Here is a 16831-nt window from a genome sequence, read left to right on the forward strand (position 1 = left end):
GCAAAGGCGCGCGCCGCTTGCGGCGCGCGTATGGCCAGGATGCAGCGCTTATGGCGTCACGTCGGTCTTGAACCACTTCAGGGCGAGCTTCTTCACGGTGCCGTCGGCAAGCGCCGCCGTGATCGCGGTGTCGAACTTCGCCTTCAGGTCGGCGTCCTGCTTGCGGAACGCGAGGCCTTCGCCGGGTCCCCAGATCGGGCCCGAGATCATCGTGCCGGCAATCACCACGGGCGACTTGTCGGCGTTGGCGGTGTAGTAGGTCACGTCGTCGAAGGTGGCGTCGATGCGGCCGTTCGTGAGATCGAGGTCGCGCTCGGGTGCGGTCTTGTACACGCGCACTGACGCCACGTCCTTGAAGTTGGCGTTGATGAAGCCCGTATAGACGGTGCCCGACTGGATGCCGATCGTCTTGCCCTTCAGTGCCTTGCGCATCGCCTCGATGGCGGGCGCGTTGCTGCGCGCGTCGGCGTCGAGCTTCAGGGGCGGCGTGTTCGGGCCACCCTTCGGCAGGATCTTCGTATCGGCCACGGCGAACGTGGCTGGCGTGGCCGCATAGGGCTTCGAGAACGCAATGATCTTCTCGCGCTCGGGTGTGATCGAGATGGCATCCATCAGCACGTCGAACTTGCCGGCCTGCAGACCCGGAATCATGCCGTCCCAGTCCTGGGCAACGAGTTTGCACTGGATCTGTGCACGCGCACAGAGGTTTTCGACCAGTTCCGGTTCGAAGCCGCCGAGCTTGCCGCCAGGCAGTGTCAGGTTCCAGGGGGCATAGCTCCCGTCGAGCGCGATCGTCACGCTTTTCCATTCCTTCGCGCCTGCACTGCCGCTTCCAAGCAGCGTGACGCCGAGTGCAGCGCCGATCAGCGCTTTTGCCAGCCGGGGGTACTTCGCCTGCATGACCATGCTCCTTTGTCGGTGGGTACCGTGGACTCGTGGGTACGTTCTTTCGTTTGTGTGACTTGCATAGACAAGCATGACGAGAAAAGAATTTGCGTGCAAGAGAATTTCAGAAATCCGGGCTCATGGAAAACCCTGTTAAGCCGCCTGTAATGGCGCTAGATCCGTGCGCTCGCCGTGAGGCATGATGGTGCCGCGCCGGCGGCGATCTTGCTCAAGGGTGCGGCTCCTTGATTTGTCTAGTCATGTTGGAAGCGGGGCGCAGTATGGCCGCGCGATGGCCGTTGCGTTTCGCAGCGATTCCATCCGGTTATCAAGATGAAAATTTGTGACTTCTTTCAAAAGTGAGACCTGCCTGAATATCGATCGGCCGCTTCCGGTCCCCACCGCCCCACGTCTCGCGGAGATCCGCCATGAATGACGCAACGCTCAGCGCCACCGCCCCGATTGCGCCGCACGCGGCCACTCGCCAGAGCCAGTTCCGCCTGATCGCCGCCTGTTCGATCGGCAATGCGCTCGAAATGTACGACTTCACGGTCTACAGCTTTTTCGCGCTGCTGATCGGCCGGCTCTTTTTCCCCTCGGACAGCCCTTACGGCTCGCTGCTGCTGGCCGTGGCGACGTTCGGCATCGGTTTCGTCATGCGGCCGCTGGGAGGGCTCGTGATCGGCAGCTATGCCGACCGGCGCGGGCGCAAGGCCGCCATGACGCTGACCATTGCGCTGATGGTGGCGGGCACGCTGTGCATCTCGCTCGCGCCCACCTATGCGCAGGCCGGCGTGCTGGGTTCGCTCGTGATCCTTGCGGGGCGCCTCTTGCAGGGTTTTTCGCTCGGCGGCGAAATCGGCGCGTCCACGGCCATGCTGATGGAGTCCGGCGAAGTGGGGCAGCGCGGCTTTCGCGTGAGCTGGCAACTGGGCAGCCAGGGCATCTCGGCGCTCGTCGGAGCGCTCACGGGCGCCGTGCTCTACGCCACGCTCTCGCCGCAGGCGCTGGAGAGCTGGGGCTGGCGTCTGCCGTTCATGGGCGGTCTGCTGATCGCGCCGGTGGGCCTTTATATCCGCTCCAGGCTTGACGAAACGCACGAGGCCGAGCCCGATGCGCCCAGCCCGCTCGGCACGCTCATGCGCGAGCATGGGGCGAAAGTGGGCCTCGGCATGCTCTCGATCACGGCGGGCACCGTGGGCATGTATCTCGTGGTGTTCTTCATGCCGACCTACATGATCCGCGTGCTCAAGATGCCGCCGTCGCTCTCGCTGCTGTCGGGCTGCGCCACCGGCTTCACGATGCTCGTCGCCTCGCTCGTCTCGGGGCGTCTCGCCGACCGCCTCGCGCGCCGCAAGCGGCTCGTGCTCGGTGCGCTGCTCTTCAACATCGTCGCCATCGTGCCTGCGTTCTGGCTGATGACGCGCATGCCGAGCGTGCCGCTCGTGCTGGCGCTCTCGGTCATGATCACGGCCGCAGCGAATCTCGGCTCCACGCCCATGCTGCTGATGCTCATGGAAATGCTTCCCGCCGGCGTGCGCGCGAGCGGTCTTTCGGTTATCTATAGCGTGGGCGTGACGGTGTTCGGCGGAAGCTCGCAGTTCGTCGTCACATGGCTGCTCGCGAAGACCGGTAATCCGCTTTCGCCTGCGGTCTATCTTGTCGTTTGCGGGCTCATCTCGCTATGCGCCATCGGCGCGATTCGCGAGCGTCGCGTCGGCTGACGACGCGTTGCGCAGCGCTTCTCGCCCTTCGATCCTTCACACGAACAACGGAGTCCTCATGAAACGTGAACCGTCGCTCACGCCGTTCCAGTTGCTGCCTACCTTGCTGCCCGAGATCGAGATCGATGCGCAGACGTTCATCGGCATACGCCGGCAGATTCATTCGCAGCCCGAACTAGGGTTCGAAGTGGGCGCCACTGCGAAGCTCGTCGCCATGCTGCTGGAGAAGTGGGGCTACGAAGTCCATACGGGCATTGGCAAGAGCGGCGTGGTGGGGCAGCTCAAGGCGGGCAGCGGCAAGCGGCGCCTGGGCATTCGCGCCGACATGGACGCGCTGCCGATCGTCGAGAACACGGGTCTGCCATACGCGAGCCAGACGCCCGGCAAGATGCACGCGTGCGGCCACGACGGCCACACGGCGATCCTGCTCGCCGCCGCGAAAACGCTGGCGGAGCGGCGCGATTTCGACGGCACGCTCAACCTGATCTTCCAACCCGACGAAGAGAACCTGTGCGGCGCGAAGGCGATGATCGAAGACGGTCTGTTCGAGCGCTTTCCTTGCGACGCGGTGTACGCGCTGCACAACATGCCGGGCGTGCCGGCCGGGACGTTTCGCGTGCTGCCGGGGGCGGTGAGTCTTTCGTCGGATGTGGCCGACGTGACGCTCAAGGGCGTGGGTGGCCACGGCGCGATGCCGCACCGCGTGAAGGACCCCATCGTGGCCGCGGCGGCGCTCGTGACGGCGCTGCAAACCATCGTGGCGCGCAACGTGGCGCCCGACGAGTCCGCGGTGGTATCCGTCGGCTACATTCGGGGCGGCGCGACCCACAACGTCATCCCGGAGACGGTCGCGCTCGGGCTGAACATCCGGGCGGCGCGCGCCGAAACGCGTGCGCTCGTGCAAGCACGCGTGCGCGAGATCGTGGCGCTCACCGCCCAGGCTCATGGCGTGGAGGCGCTGATCGACTATCGGCAGCTGACGCCGCCGATGGTCAATACGCCGGAAGAAACCACGCTCGCGCAGCAGGTCTGCGCGGAGCTGGTCGGCGAGGACAACGTGGTCATGCAGGCACCCAAGGGCTTGAACGGCAGCGAAGACTTCGCCTGGATGCTCGATGCGGTGCCCGGTTGCTACCTGCTGCTCGGCAACGGCGAAGGGGAGTTCGGTGGCTGCATGGTGCACAACCCCGGCTATGACTTCAACGACCAGGTGCTGCCGCTCGGCGCGGCGTGCTGGGTGCGTCTGGCCCAGCGGTTTCTCGTGGCGTGACGAGGCGCAATTAGTTAGTCATTCGAATCATCGGTGCGGGTGGCTAGCAGTTCGGGCGTCAGGCCCAGCCGCTCGCGCAGATCGACCCAGCCGCTCGGCGTGATCTGCACCGCACGCGAGGCACGTGTACGCCGCATCCAGCCGCGTTCGCACAGCAGCGCGAGCAAGGCCACGCCGAGCGGCCCGGCCAGATGATGCTGGCGCTCGGTCCAGTCGAGGCATTGACGCGCAATGCCGTGACGTCCCGGCTTGAGCGCGGCGACGTCGAGTCCGAGTTCGCCGAACCACGTCTCGCCGGCGGGCGTCACGGCGAAGCGTTTGTCCGCTTGCGCCGTGATGAGCCCCGCATCCGTGAGGCGCTCCGTAATCGCCACGCCCACCTGGCCCGCGAGATGGTCATAGCAGCAGCGCGCGAAGCGCAGGTTCCGCGCCTCGCGGCCGAGCGGCTTGCGGCGCATCGGCGTGCGCGCGCCAACCGTCGCGAGGTTTTCGAGCAAGGTTGCGACCTGGGCGTCCGCGAGCCGGTAGTAGCGGTGGCGGCCTTCCTTTTCCACGGCGAGCAGGCCGCCGTCCAGCAGCTTCGCCAGATGGCTGCTCGCGGTCTGCGCGGTCACGCCGGCCGCGTAAGCCAGTTCACCGGCGGGCAGCGCGCGGCCATCGGCGAGCGCCATCAGCATTGCGGCCCGCGCGGGGTCGGCGATCAGGAAGGCCGTGGCGGACACTCCCGGTTGCATGTTCATGTGTTTCTCCACGATATACGCGTAGCGTAGCGCGAGAGCAGGGTCGCATGTTTCGATACGCATCGAAGCATCGCCGCTGCCATGCATCCGATACTGGGCTCGTGGCCGGCGCCCCGACGTGCGCCGGCATAGCGGGAGAGCCTATGCAGACGCAAGAGACGCAAGAGACGCACAGCCGCGAACAGCAGCGCCGGGTGCTCTGGGCCACGAGCATCAGCTATGTCGTGGTGATCCTCGACACCTCGATCGTCAACGTCGCGCTCGAGCGCATCGGCGCGAGTCTTGCGGGCGGCGTGGCCGGCCTGCAATGGGTCGTGAACGCCTATACGCTCACGTTCGCGAGTCTGCTGCTTTCGGGCGGCACGCTCGGCGACCGGCTCGGTGCGCGCCAGGTTTATATGGCCGGGCTCGCGGTCTTCACCGCGGCTTCGGCGTTGTGCGGCGCCGCGCCGAGCCTCGCGTTGCTCACGCTCGGACGCGTGCTGCAAGGCATGGGCGCGGCACTGCTCGTGCCCGCATCAATGGCGCTCATCAATGGCGCGTGCACTAACGCGCGTGAGCGCGCCGCCGCTTTTGGCGTGTGGGCCGGGCTCGGCGGCGTCGCGATGGCGGCGGGCCCGTTGCTGGGCGGCGTGCTGATCGGGCTCGTCGGCTGGCGCAGCATCTTTCTGCTCAACGTGCCGGTGTGCCTGGCGGGCATCGTCATGGCGGCGCGCGTGGCGCCGCAGCCGCTCCCACGCGTGCCGCGCCGGCTCGACCTCGCGGGTCAGACAGCGGCCATCGCGGCGCTGGCGCTGCTCAATGCGGCCATCATCGAAGCGCCAGCGCACGGCTTGCGCGCACCGCTCGTAGCGGGCGGTCTCGTGCTGGCTGTGGTGGCGGCATTCGCCTTTGTCGCGCTCGAAGCGCGCCGCGCACAGCCGATGCTGCCGCTCGGCTTTTTTCGCGAGCCCGTGTTCAGTGCAGCCGTGCTGGTCTCGATGATTTCGGCGTTCACGTTCTACGGTCTGCTATTCGGACTCAGCCTGTTTTTGCAGCTGGAGCGCGGCTATGCGCCGTTGCGCGCGGGCCTCGCCTTCCTGCCGCTCACCGTGGTGGTGCCGCCCGGCAGTCTGCTTTCGCGGCGCGCGGTAGCGTGGCTCGGATCGCATGCGCTCGTCGCGCTCGCTTGCCTGCTCGCGGCAGCGGGCTACCTCGGCGCGGCGGCGTGCGCAACGACCGCGCGCTACGACTTGCTGGCCCTGCCGCTGCCGGCCATCGGTTTCGCCGTGAGTCTCATCACGCCCGCGGCCACGGCGGCACTCATGGCGACAGTCGATCAGGGCCGCGCAGGCATCGCCGCCGGCGTGCTCAACGCCGCCCGGCAAACGGGTGCGGCGCTCGGCGTGGCCGTGGCGGGCGCCACGATCGCGGGGCGCGCATCGATCGGTGCGGGCATGCGCGTAAATCTGCTGATCGCCGCCGTGCTCTCGGCAGGCGCGGCGTGGGCGTGGTGGCGCGCGTGGTCTCGCCATGCTTCGCACGCCGCCGGGTCGCGTGGCGCGAAGAAGCCGCGTGCCGGGAAGCCGTGCGCCTGACTTCTCCCCGCGCGCGCGCCGGATCATCCGCCGCGCATTCTGGGATAAAGTGCCGTTGCATGCATCGCGCATTCGCGCGGGCCGTGTGCCATAGGAGGAGTTTGTCATGGCCGAATACGGGCAACATCCCTCATCCGTGCTGACGCTCAAGAGTGCCCACGACTTCGACACGACGATCGCGCGCCTGAAGGCGGCGCTCGCCAAGGCGGGCGCGGATATCTTCGCCGACGTCGACCAGCGCGAAGCCGCCGAGACCGCCGGGCTCAGCCTGCGCCGCACGCGCCTCATCCTGTTCGGCAATCCGAAGGCCGGTACGCCCGTCATGGCAGCCAATCCGCACGCGGCGGTGGAGTTGCCGCTGCGCATGGTGATCTGGGAAGACAACGAAGGGCATACGCGGCTCGACTATCGCGACGTCTCGCAAACGCTCGGCCCGCTCTATGGCATCGACGCCGAAGTGCTCGTGCCGCTGCAGCGCGTGGTGGGGCTGCTGCAGGCTGTCGTGCAATAAGCGCAGATGCGCTGCGCACGCATCTGCGGCGGACGCTTAAAATCGACTACCGGGCGCGGGTCAGTGACCAAACCACAATAACCCCATCTCACTGACCAAAAAACACGTCGCAATCGGAACGCGGCCAGCACATCTTGCCCGTGCGATGACCCGAAGCGCTGCGTGCATCGGGCGTGCCACCATATGACATGTCGGTGCTGGCCTGGGCCGAAGCATCGGCGTCATCGGTCATTGTCTGATGTGCGCGCTGTTGCGAGACGGGGTCGTCCGCCGCGCGCGCCGTGCCGGGCGCAACGGCTGCCACGGCCGCCACGCATGTGGCGATCAATGCCAGGCGTAATGTCATGTCAACCTCCTTTCTCGAGTTCGTGAGTGCGCCTTCGCGGCAATGACGAAGTCACTGCGGATAACGGCGGATTGACTCCGCGGCGAAGGTGCGCGCGAGCGAGAGGCAACGCCTGAAGCCGCACACTCATCTGGAAAGTCGGGATGCCTGCGCGCAGCGCACGGCTGCCGAACGTCTTAGCTCACTGCTCACGAAAGAAGCGCGCCCACGCATTCGGGGGCGGCACAGCGCGGCGCGGCGCAAGAAGAGGGGGCGAGCGGGCGCGCAGAGAACATCCGCACTGTGCTTTCAGTTATAGCTCGCGCCGCACGGAGTGCAATGAGCGGAACCCCGGCCCCGCGCGCGGCCCGAATCCAGGGCCGAATCCAGACCTCCGCACACACAGTCCTTGGCGCGATTCTTTCGAATCTGAAATTAGACGAAAGCATTCGGAAATTAAACGTTCGCCGTGTAGTCATCTTGCGATGTTGTAATGCGCTCGCTCCGATGTAAGACACATTCGACTGCAAGTTCGGCGACAAGCCCGCGATGACGCAAAGCGACAGGACATCATCGCATTCTTCAAGACGCTCAACGACGACCCCGTGCCGTCGAAGCAGCGAGCGGGGCGGCGCAACCGTCTTCGGAAAGAAAAATGGGCGTGTCCGGTTTAAGCCAGGACACGCCCATTTTTTGTAACGGATGCAGCGCCAGCCCTTACTTCTCCCCATGCGCAAGATGAATCGTGACGATCACGGAAGCATCGTCGAGCGCTTCCAGCGCGTGCGTTTCGCCGCCGCCGAGCAGCAGCATGTCGCCTGCGTGCATGGTGCGCGGATCGCCGTTCACGAAGAAACGGATTACGCCTTCCACGCACTGCACCGTGATCTCGCCGGGCACGCTGTGCTCGGGCAGGCGCTTGCCCGCCGGCAGCACGATGCGCATGACTTCGAGTTGCTGCGCGCGGATCAGGGTGGTCGATTTCGCGTTCTTGAGCGCGCCGCCTAGCGGACGCACGTCGAAGACCTCACCCGGCGCGGCATGGGGGATGGCCATGACAGCCTCTCACACGAGCTTCGCGTTGAGCGTGATCTTCGCGTTGTTGGCGAAGAGCTTCGACACCGGGCAGTTCTCCTTGGCGCCCTTCGAAAGCTCGTCGAACTTCGCTTGATCGATGCCGGGAATCTTCGCGGTCATGTCGAGCTGGCAGCTCGTGATGGCGAAGCCTTCGCCCACCTTGTCGAGCGTGACGGTCGATTTCGTTTCGATGCTTTCGGCCGTGAAGCCTGCCTGGGTGAGAAAGAGCGAGAACGCCATCGTGAAGCAGCCCGCGTGCGCCGCGCCGATCAGCTCCTCGGGGTTGGTGCCGGGACCGCCTTCGAAGCGCGAGGCGAAGCCATAAGGCGCTTCTTTGAGCACGCCGGTTTGCGTCGAGATCGTGCCCTGTCCGTCCTTGATGCCGCCGTGCCATTTTGCCGATGCCGTTTTTTGCATGATGTCGCTCCGCGAGATTGGGTAACGAGGTTGGGTGAAGGACACGCAGGGCGCGCAATTTGCGTACCGCCGCAAACCCCGCGTGAATGAATTCGGGGTTGGGTTCAGGGTTGCTTCGGCGGCGTTTCGCCCGCGTACCAGGCTGCGGCCGCGTCGATTTCCTCGGGCGTCATGTTGCGCGCGATGTTGCGCATCTGCCCGGAAATGTCGTTATGGCGCGTACCGTTCGCGAACGCGAGCAACTGCGCCTTGGTATACGCGGCTGGCAGGCCGTCGAGCCAAGGGCTGCCGATCTTGCTGTCCACGCCGCCATGGCAGGACGCGCACGCGGGAATATTGCGCAGCGGCGCGCCGTGCGCCACGATGGCGGGCGCGCCGCCACGCAGGTGCGCGATTGGCTGCAGCGATGCGTAGTAGGCCGCGAGGTCGCGCATGTCCTCGTCGGACAGATCGCGCGCCATGGGCGACATCACCGCGTTCTGGCGGGCGCCCGTCTGGAAGTCGTGCAGTTCCTTGAAGACCACGATGGCGAACTGGCCCGCCAGATTCGGCGAATTGGCCATGCTGATGCCGCGCGGGCCATGGCACATCGTGCAGCGCAAGGCGAGCGTCGCGCCGCGCCCGACGGAGAGCGCCGTCGCGCCATCGAGCATGTGCGGCGTGAGTTCGACCTGGCTCAGCTTGTAGCCGGGCGGCACCACCGAGCCGACCGGGTGCCACTCGCGCGGCACGCCGGCCGCGCTGCAGATCGCCGTCCAGATGCCCTGAAAATACGGGTCGCTTTTGGCGGAAGGCAGCCAGATGAAGCCGATCAGCACGGAGACGACGAACACGACGATCGCCGTGCCGACCCCCGCGCGGAACCACACGTTGCGAAACGAGAACAGGCGTTCGTCGCTCATCGCTGCGCTCCAATCGGGATCGCGGGCACGGCCGTTTCGGGCGTCGCCAGCAGTTGCGCGATCGGGTAGCCATAGTTGGTGACCGTGAGGGCGATCATCAGCACGACCCACAGCCCGAAGCTGTTGAGCGCCGCCGGCAGCGTGGCCGACTCGTGCACCGGCTTGCTGAAGCGATACTCCTCGGGCGCGGCCGCCTCGCTGCGATGCCCCTGCAGCAAGACGATGAAGAACAGCACCGCCGAGATCACGAGGATCAGCCCGCCAAAGGCCGAGAGCGCCACGAGCGCGCCCTGGCCCGCGAGCGCCGGGTCGCTGTAGTCGTAATAGGCCATGCGGCGCGGCATGCCCATGAGGCCGACCAGGTGCCACGGAAAGGTCGTCACGATCATGCCGATGAACCACAGCCACAACTGCCAGCGCATGAGGCGCCAGTTGTGGAGCGCGCGGCCGGTGATCTGCGGCCACAGGTCGTAGGCGATGGCGAAGTACATGATGACGATCGCGCCGCCATAGATCAGGTGAAAGTGGCCCGTGATCCACTGCGTGTTGTGCACGGACTGGTCGAGCTGGTAGCTCATGTTGATGAGACCGCCCGCGCCGCCGAAGCCGAGCATGACGAACGAGAACGCCACGGCCAGCATTTGCGGGTTCTGCCACGGCAGCTTCGCGATCCAGCCAAACGGGCCCTTGCCGCCGCGCAGCCGCCCGGCGATTTCGACCGACGCGCAGATCGTGAACACGGTGAGCAGCGTGGGCACCGAGACGAGCGCCGTGAACACCGACTGCACGAACTTGAAGCCCGAGCCGACCTGCGGATCGGTGAAGAGGTGGTGCAGGCCGATCGGCATGGCCACCACGAGAAACAGGATGAACGAGATGCGCGCCATCACGTCGCTGTAGAGCCGGCCGCCGATCGCGCGCGGGATGATTGTGTAGTAGGCGATATAGGCGGGCACGAGCCAGAAGTAGACGATGGCGTGCAGGGTCCAGGAGAAGAACACGCGCGCGAGCCCCGCGTCGATCGTATTGCGCCAGCCGAAGGCCACGGGCAGGATCTGGAACAGCACTTCGATGGCGGCGCCCACCGCGGTCCAGCCCCAGAGATACGCGCCCGCCGTGGTCGCGAACATGGCGAGCGGCAGCGGTTTGCCGCGATTCTCGCGCTTCCATTTCGCGGTGTTCACGCCCATCAGCGCGACCCACACCCACGAGCCCACCACGACGAGCACGACGCCCAGGTAATAGAACACGTTGCCGATCATCGGCGGGTAGAACGTGTAGAGCACGGAGGCGAGGCCGAGCGCCACGGGCACCGAGGCCGTGACGGCGCCAAGTGCGAGCAGGATGAAGCCGAGCCAGGCCCACTTCACGCCCACGAGCGGGCGCTTGAGCGCCAGTTCGCTGACCGCGTAGCCGAAGCCCATGGCAATGAGCGTGGGAAACACATAACCCATCACGGTGCCGTGCTCGGTGACCGAGCGGTAGTACAGCTCGGGGTCGTTTAGCCACGGATGCAGCGGGCTGCGCACGAACATCTGCCACGCGCCGAGCAGCAGCGCCACGCCGAAGACGATGAACGCGAGCCAGAAGTGGGCGAGTACGAGTCGCTTGTTATTTAACACAGCTGAGTCTCCGCGCTGAATTGCCTGCCTGGTTCGCCATCTGCATGAAGGCATCCTTGTCGATGACCTTCACGTGGGCCCACATCCCCTGGTGGCCCGTGCCGCAGTATTCGTGGCACGGCATGAGGTGGTCGGCGGGTTTGTCGAAGGTCGTGCGGAACGTCGAGATGTAGCCCGGCTCGACCATCGAGTTCAGGTTGGTGTCCGTGACGAGAAAGCCGTGCACGACATCGGCGCTCGTCGCGCGGAACGTAATGGGCGTATTCGCCGGGACGAGGATGCATTGCGGCGTGAACGAGTATTGCTGCGCGAGAATGCGCACCGTCACGGAGCCGTCGGTCTCGACGGCGCTGCCGAGGTTCGACTCGACGAATTCGCCGGATACGTGCAGCGTTTGCGGATTGACGAGTTCCACGCGCGAGGGCGGCATCATGGCCCAGTGCAGGCCCGTGAACACCACCACGGCCACGAGCAGGGAGACGAACGCCACCATGAGCGCCGCCCAGCGGCGCTCGACGCGCGCGGCGACTTCGGCACTGGCATGGTTATCGAGCGGATTCGACATGAGGCCGGCCTTTTCTTGTCTGTCTGGTCTATTGGATGACGCCGCGCGGCAGGAACACGACGAAGTAGAAGACGAACCAGATCGCGGCCACGATCGCCGTGGCGATGCCCGCTAGCGCGAGCGCGCCGCCCGGGCCGTCGGCCACGATCTCGTCGACCTGTTCGTGTTGCGGGCGCTCGCCCGGCTGTTCGGGTACGGGAGTTTCGATCATCGCAGCCTCAGAAAAGCGGCGCGGAACGCAGTGCGTTCACTTCGTGTTCGGAAACCGGCGTGCCGTGATTGCCCCACGCCGTGCGGATATACGTGACCACGGCCGCCACTTCTTCATCGGAGAGCGACTGCGCGAAAGGCGGCATGCCATAGGGCATCGGGTTCTTGCGGGTGCCCGGCGCATAGCCGCCGTTGAGCACCATGCGGATCGGATTCACGGCCGAGTTCATCTGGATCGACTGGTTGTCGGCGAGCGGCGGAAAGTGTGGCGGCTTGCCCTGGCCTTCGGCTGCGTGGCACACCGCGCACTGCGACTCGTAGATCTTCTTGCCGAGCGGCACGAGGCGGGCGGCTTCCTCCGTCACGAAGGTGCTCTTGGGCGACTTGTCGACTTCGTTGTTGTGGCCAGGCAGCGACTTCAGATACACGGCCACGGCGCGCACGTCGTCTTCGGTGAGGTACTGGAAGCTGTCGTAGACCACTTCGGCCATCGGCCCGTACACGGCGCCGCGTTTCGAAACACCTGCGTGCAGCAGATCGACGATGTCCTCGATGCTCCAGTCGCCGAGGCCCGCTTCCCTGTTCGAGGTGAGCGAAGGCGCATACCAGTTCTGCACCGGAATCAGCCCGCCCTGGAACTCCTTCGAAGCCGAGTTGCCGCCGAGCGCGTTGATCGCCGTGTGGCACATCGTGCAGTGGCCGAGTCCTTCCACGAGATACGCGCCGCGATTCCATTCGGCGGACTGCTTCGGGTCGGGCTTGAACTCGCCCTGGCGGAAGAACAACGTGCGCCAGCCGAGCAGCAGCGCGCGCTTGTTATACGGAAAGCGCAGGTCGTGCGGACGGTTCTCCTTGCGCACGGGCTGCGTGGAGAGCAGGTACGCGAAAATCGCGTCCGAGTCCGCGCGCGTGACCTTGGTGTACGACGCGAACGGCATGGCCGGATAGAGCAGCGTGCCCTCGCGCGACTTGCCCTCGTGCAGCATGCGGTAGAACTCGTCGGCTGTCCACGCGCCGATGCCGAACGTCTTGTCCGACGAGATGTTCGGCGTGTAGAGCGTGCCGAACGGCGTTTCCATCGGACGGCCGCCGCCGAACATCTGCTCGGAAGGCACCGTGTGGCAGGCAATGCAGTCGCCGGCGCGCGCGAGATATTCGCCGCGCGCGATCAGTGCGGCGTTGCTCGCCACCGGCTTCGCGTTGGCCGCGGCCGCCGCCGCGGCGGCGCTCGCCGCGTCCGCTGCGTTCGCGCTGGGCGCGGCCGTTTGCGCGAGCGCGACTGCGGCGCCCATGCAGAGCGCGACGGCCGCGAACGAGAGGCGCGCCGCGAGCGGCCTTGACGATGACGGGAGAAGGGATCGAAGTCTGCGCACGTCGAGGCCCCGGCTAGTGATGGACGCTGCCGCATGCGAGCGGCAGCGGCGAGGCCGCCGCCGGCGTCGTATCGGCGGGCGCGGGTTGCGACGAGAGCCAGGCCGCGATCGCGGTGATGTCGCGGTCGGCGAGACGGGTGGCGATGTCGTGCATGCAGTCGGGCGCAGCGGCTCGGCGCGTACCGTAACGGAACGCGCCGAGCTGTGCGCTGAGGTAGTTCGCATGCAGGCCCACGAGGCCTGGAATGGCCGGCTGCATGCCCGTGAGCGCGGCGCCGTGGCAGAGCGCGCAGGCGGGCACGTTGCGCTTGCTGTCGCCGTTCATGACGAGCGTCTTGCCGAGCGCGAGCGTGGCCGCGTCGACCGTGGGCCTGGCGGGCGGCGGATAGGGCGGGTGCTGCTGCGAGAAGAATTCGGCGATCTGCTTGAGGTAGGCGTCGGGCAGATACGCCAGCAGATAGTTCATGGGCGGGTAGCTGCGGCCGCCGTCGCGGAAGGCGACGAGCTGGTTGAACAGATACCCCGCCGGCTTGCCCGCGAGACGCGGGAAGTAGTCGTTGTCGGTGCCTTCGCCGTGTGCGCCGTGACAGGCCGCGCAACCCATCACGCGGGCCTGCATCGTGTCAGGCGCGGGCTCGGCGGGCGGCGCCGCGAAAAGCGGCGCCCATGGCAGCGCGAGCGCAAGGATGAGCAGGACGATGCGGGTTCTCAATGATTCCCTCGTTGCGGATGGCAGCTACACAAACGCGTTGCGATTCGATATCAGTTGAGGCGTCGTCCGTGGGGGGATTCTCATTATCTAAAACGGCCGGGCGCGCACCTTTTCGAGGAGATTATCGGAGAACGCCGACTTGTGCAGCCAGGTTGTACAAATAATTTTGCCCGGATCGCGATTGCGCGATATGTTTGCTAACACAACGACATGCACTTCTCGCCGCCGTTCGAAGCAGCGCGAGTTGCATCGGAATGCGAAATAAATTACGGATCGTTCACGGCGCGATTCCGTGTGGTCCCGGAGCCTGAGCCGGTGGCGTCCACCATGCGGTCGTCGGATCTCCTCAATCTCATGCGTGCGCGCTTTTCCGGAGGTTGTCCGACAACGTATAATGGAACGATAAGACTGACGCACGCATATCGAGCCGAGGAGATCCACATGGCGGAGTCGCTTGCCACGCCCATCGCCGCGCGTAGCCGCAATCTCGCCGGGCAGGTCGTCAACTTCATCAGCGGCCAGATCGCCACGCGCGCACTCAAGCCCGGCGACAAGCTGCCCACCGAAAGCAGTCTCATGACGCAACTGGGCGTGAGCCGCACGGTGGTGCGCGAGGCCATCTCGCGTCTGCAAGCCATGTCGGTCATCGAAACGCGTCACGGCATTGGCAGCTTCGTGCTGGAGCCGCGCCGCGAGCCGCTCGATCTCGACGTCGTCCCGGCCGGCACGCTGGACGATGTGCTGGCCGTGCTCGAGCTGTGCATCAGTCTCGAAACGGAGGCTGCGGGCCTTGCCGCCCAGCGTGCGGGCGAGCGCGACCTGGCGGGCATGCGCGCCGCGCTCGACACACTCGACGTCGTCATTCGCACGGGCGGCGACAGCTCGGGCGCCGACCTCGACTTCCACATCTCGGTGGCGCGCGCCACGGGCAACCGCTATTTCGTCGACATCCTCACGCAGATGGGCGCGGCGTTGATCCCGCGCCGTCGCGTCGACTCGGCTGGCATCGCGCATCGCGATCCGCAGGCTTACGCCGAGCTGGTGAACCGCGAGCACGAGAGCATTTTCGACGCCATCGCCCGTCACGATCCCGAAGGCGCACGCGCTGCAATGCGCATGCATCTGTCGAGCAGCCGCGAGCGGCTGCGCCGCGCGGCGGCGGAGTCGGGGGAAAAGGCGTAAGGCGTCCCGGCGCGTAGCGTGGATGGGAAAACAGCGGCTGCAGGTTGAACGGCAGCCGCTGTTTTCATTGGCGATGCGTGAAATGCGCAGATGCCGCCACTCAGCCGCGCATCAGCTCGCCGTTCCTGCGCCGCCAGAGGCCGAGCGGATTGGCGTCCGCCAGCGCCTGCGGCAGCAGCTCGGCCGGGAAGTCCTGATAACACACCGGCCGCAGGAAACGCTCCATCGCGCTCGTGCCCACCGAGGTCGCGCGGCTATCGGACGTGGCCGGGAACGGGCCGCCGTGCACCATGGCGTGCGTGACTTCCACGCCGGTCGGAAAGCCGTTCACGAGCAGGCGGCCGGCCTTGCGTTCGAGTATCGGCACGAGGCGCATCGCGGCGGGCAGGTCGGTGCGCTCCATCTGGATCGTCGCGGTGAGCTGGCCTGCGAAGTGCTCGGCCACGGCGAGCAGTTCGGCTTCGTCCTTGCAGCGCACGAGCGTCGAGGCCGGGCCGAACACTTCGTCTTCGAGGGCGGGCTGCGCGAGGAAGGTTTGCGCGTCGGTCACGAAGAGGGCGGCGAACGCCTGGTTCGGGCCGCTCGCGGGCTGGCCCTGCGCGAGCGCGCTGACGCCCCGGGTTTCGGCCAGACGCCGCGCGCCTTCTTCATAGGCCGCATGGATACCCGTCGTGAGCATGGTCTGCGCGGGCTTGACGCCCAGCGCCTGCGCCGCGGCCTGCGCGAACTGGTCGAGCGCCGGACCCTCGATGCCGATCGCCAGACCCGGGTTCGTGCAGAACTGACCCGCGCCGAGCACGAGCGAATCGACGAAGCCCTGCGCGATGGCCGCGCCGCGCGCCGCGAGCGCCTCGGGCAGCAGGAACACGGGATTGATGCTGCTCATTTCCGCGTAGACGGGAATGGGCTCGGGCCGGCTCGCGGCAATGCGCACGAGCGCCATGCCGCCCGCGCGCGAGCCGGTAAAGCCCACGGCCTTGATGGCCGGATGCGCCACGAGCGCTTCGCCCACGGTGCGCCCCGCGCCGACGATGAGCGAGAACACGCCCTCGGGCAGCCCCATCTCCTGCACGGCCTGCTGGATCACGCGGCCCACCATCTCCGAGGTGCCGAGGTGCGCGCCGTGCGCCTTGACGATGACCGGGCAGCCCGCCGCCAGCGCCGCGGCCGTGTCGCCGCCCGCCACCGAGAACGCGAGCGGGAAGTTGCTCGCGCCGAACACGGCCACCGGACCGAGCGCGATTTTCTGCAGACGCAGATCGGCGCGCGGCAGCGGCTTGCGCTCGGGCAGGGCGGCGTCGAGCGTGGGCGTGAGCCACAGTCCCTGACGCACTTCTTGCGCGAACAGCTTGAGCTGACCGACGGTGCGGCCGCGCTCGCCTTCGAGGCGCGCCTTGGGCAGGCCGGTTTCCGCGTGGGCGCGTTCGGTGAGCGCGTCGCCGAGCGCGGCGATGCCGTCGGCGATGCGTTCGAGGAACGCCGCACGCACGGCGAGCGGCAGTGTGCGGTATGCGTCGAACGCCGCGGCGGCGAGCCGGCAGGCGGCGTCGACGTCGGCGGCCGTGCCGCTGCCGAAGGCCGGTGCGGGGATGGCTTCGCCCGTGGCGGGGTTGAAAGCCGCGAGCGGCTTTTCCGGGCCGCGTACCGCGCGGCCTCCAATGAGCATGTCGCCAGTGATTTGCATAGTGTCTCCGAGCATCGTTGCAGTGAGTTAAGTCATCGTACAACTATAGTACGCC

The 16831-nt window shown here is 66.6% G+C and carries 17 protein-coding genes; 5 read left to right on the plus strand and 12 right to left on the minus strand.

All coding sequences use genetic code 11. The features are described from left to right. Nucleotides 1-48: 48 nt before the first annotated feature. The gene (locus BHE01S_RS02520; RefSeq protein WP_042260706.1) at nucleotides 49-900 is read right to left on the minus strand and encodes a transporter substrate-binding domain-containing protein; all 852 of its coding nucleotides are present in this window, start codon (nucleotides 898-900) and stop codon (nucleotides 49-51) included. 413 nt (nucleotides 901-1313) lie between these two features. On the opposite strand from BHE01S_RS02520, the gene BHE01S_RS02525 reads away from it, so the two are divergent. Together BHE01S_RS02525 and BHE01S_RS02530 are read left to right on the plus strand one after the other, a co-directional pair. Continuing rightward, the gene (locus tag BHE01S_RS02525; RefSeq protein WP_042260246.1) at nucleotides 1314-2609 is read left to right on the plus strand and encodes an MFS transporter; all 1296 of its coding nucleotides are present in this window, start codon (nucleotides 1314-1316) and stop codon (nucleotides 2607-2609) included. A 58-nt stretch (nucleotides 2610-2667) separates the two neighbouring features. Then, a complete protein-coding gene (locus tag BHE01S_RS02530; RefSeq protein WP_042260247.1) occupies nucleotides 2668-3879 on the plus strand; it encodes a M20 aminoacylase family protein in 1212 nt (403 codons plus the stop codon). A gap of 14 nt (nucleotides 3880-3893) precedes the next feature. On the opposite strand, the gene BHE01S_RS02535 is transcribed toward BHE01S_RS02530, so the two are convergent. Then, nucleotides 3894-4619, minus strand: coding sequence for an ArsR/SmtB family transcription factor (locus BHE01S_RS02535; protein ID WP_042260708.1), 726 nt, complete (start codon nucleotides 4617-4619; stop codon nucleotides 3894-3896). A 143-nt stretch (nucleotides 4620-4762) separates the two neighbouring features. On the opposite strand from BHE01S_RS02535, the gene BHE01S_RS02540 reads away from it, so the two are divergent. Then, nucleotides 4763-6196 (plus strand): MFS transporter, encoded by a 1434-nt coding sequence (locus BHE01S_RS02540; RefSeq protein WP_042260249.1) that lies wholly within the window; start codon nucleotides 4763-4765, stop codon nucleotides 6194-6196. 106 nt (nucleotides 6197-6302) lie between these two features. Beyond that, nucleotides 6303-6707: a DUF302 domain-containing protein gene (locus BHE01S_RS02545; RefSeq protein WP_042260252.1), complete on the plus strand. Its 405-nt coding sequence runs from the start codon at nucleotides 6303-6305 to the stop codon at nucleotides 6705-6707. An 88-nt stretch (nucleotides 6708-6795) separates the two neighbouring features. Here BHE01S_RS02545 and BHE01S_RS02550 read toward each other — a convergent pair whose 3' ends face one another. The 9 genes from BHE01S_RS02550 to BHE01S_RS02590 form a co-directional block, all read right to left on the minus strand. Continuing rightward, nucleotides 6796-7053: a hypothetical protein gene (locus BHE01S_RS02550; protein WP_063769069.1), complete on the minus strand. Its 258-nt coding sequence runs from the start codon at nucleotides 7051-7053 to the stop codon at nucleotides 6796-6798. 696 nt (nucleotides 7054-7749) lie between these two features. Next, the gene (locus tag BHE01S_RS02555) at nucleotides 7750-8088 is read right to left on the minus strand and encodes a cupin domain-containing protein (RefSeq protein WP_042260256.1); all 339 of its coding nucleotides are present in this window, start codon (nucleotides 8086-8088) and stop codon (nucleotides 7750-7752) included. A 9-nt stretch (nucleotides 8089-8097) separates the two neighbouring features. After that, nucleotides 8098-8526: an OsmC family protein gene (locus tag BHE01S_RS02560; RefSeq protein ID WP_042260258.1), complete on the minus strand. Its 429-nt coding sequence runs from the start codon at nucleotides 8524-8526 to the stop codon at nucleotides 8098-8100. 104 nt (nucleotides 8527-8630) lie between these two features. Next, entirely contained in the window at nucleotides 8631-9428 is a 798-nt protein-coding gene (locus BHE01S_RS02565; protein ID WP_042260259.1) for a c-type cytochrome, read from the minus strand. Then, nucleotides 9425-11050 carry a cbb3-type cytochrome c oxidase subunit I gene (locus tag BHE01S_RS02570; RefSeq protein WP_042260261.1) on the minus strand — a complete coding sequence of 542 codons (1626 nt, stop codon included), beginning with the start codon at nucleotides 11048-11050 and terminating at the stop codon, nucleotides 9425-9427. The genes BHE01S_RS02565 and BHE01S_RS02570 overlap by 4 nt, the downstream gene beginning before the upstream one ends. Further along, complete coding sequence (locus BHE01S_RS02575) at nucleotides 11040-11615, minus strand: cupredoxin domain-containing protein (protein ID WP_042260262.1); 576 nt, start codon at nucleotides 11613-11615, stop codon at nucleotides 11040-11042. Before BHE01S_RS02575 ends, BHE01S_RS02570 begins: the two co-directional genes overlap by 11 nt. A 28-nt stretch (nucleotides 11616-11643) precedes the next feature. Next, nucleotides 11644-11826 carry a hypothetical protein gene (locus BHE01S_RS02580; RefSeq protein WP_042260263.1) on the minus strand — a complete coding sequence of 61 codons (183 nt, stop codon included), beginning with the start codon at nucleotides 11824-11826 and terminating at the stop codon, nucleotides 11644-11646. 7 nt (nucleotides 11827-11833) lie between these two features. Next, a complete protein-coding gene (locus BHE01S_RS02585; protein WP_042260264.1) occupies nucleotides 11834-13117 on the minus strand; it encodes a c-type cytochrome in 1284 nt (427 codons plus the stop codon). Nucleotides 13118-13211: 94 nt separating this feature from the next. Continuing rightward, on the minus strand, nucleotides 13212-13910 hold the full coding sequence (locus BHE01S_RS02590; RefSeq protein WP_407669450.1) for a c-type cytochrome: 699 nt from the start codon (nucleotides 13908-13910) through the stop codon (nucleotides 13212-13214). Nucleotides 13911-14351: 441 nt separating this feature from the next. Between BHE01S_RS02590 and BHE01S_RS02595 the strand changes: the two genes are divergently transcribed. Then, nucleotides 14352-15092, plus strand: a complete 741-nt coding sequence (locus tag BHE01S_RS02595; RefSeq protein ID WP_042260267.1) for a FadR/GntR family transcriptional regulator — start codon at nucleotides 14352-14354, stop codon at nucleotides 15090-15092. Nucleotides 15093-15192: 100 nt separating this feature from the next. Here the strand turns inward: BHE01S_RS02595 and BHE01S_RS02600 are convergent, their stop codons facing one another. Next, complete coding sequence (locus tag BHE01S_RS02600; RefSeq protein WP_042260268.1) at nucleotides 15193-16776, minus strand: aldehyde dehydrogenase (NADP(+)); 1584 nt, start codon at nucleotides 16774-16776, stop codon at nucleotides 15193-15195. Between the last annotated feature and the right edge of the window lie 55 nt (nucleotides 16777-16831).

The sequence above is a fragment of the Paraburkholderia heleia NBRC 101817 genome (assembly GCF_000739775.1).
Taxonomy (GTDB): domain Bacteria; phylum Pseudomonadota; class Gammaproteobacteria; order Burkholderiales; family Burkholderiaceae; genus Paraburkholderia; species Paraburkholderia heleia.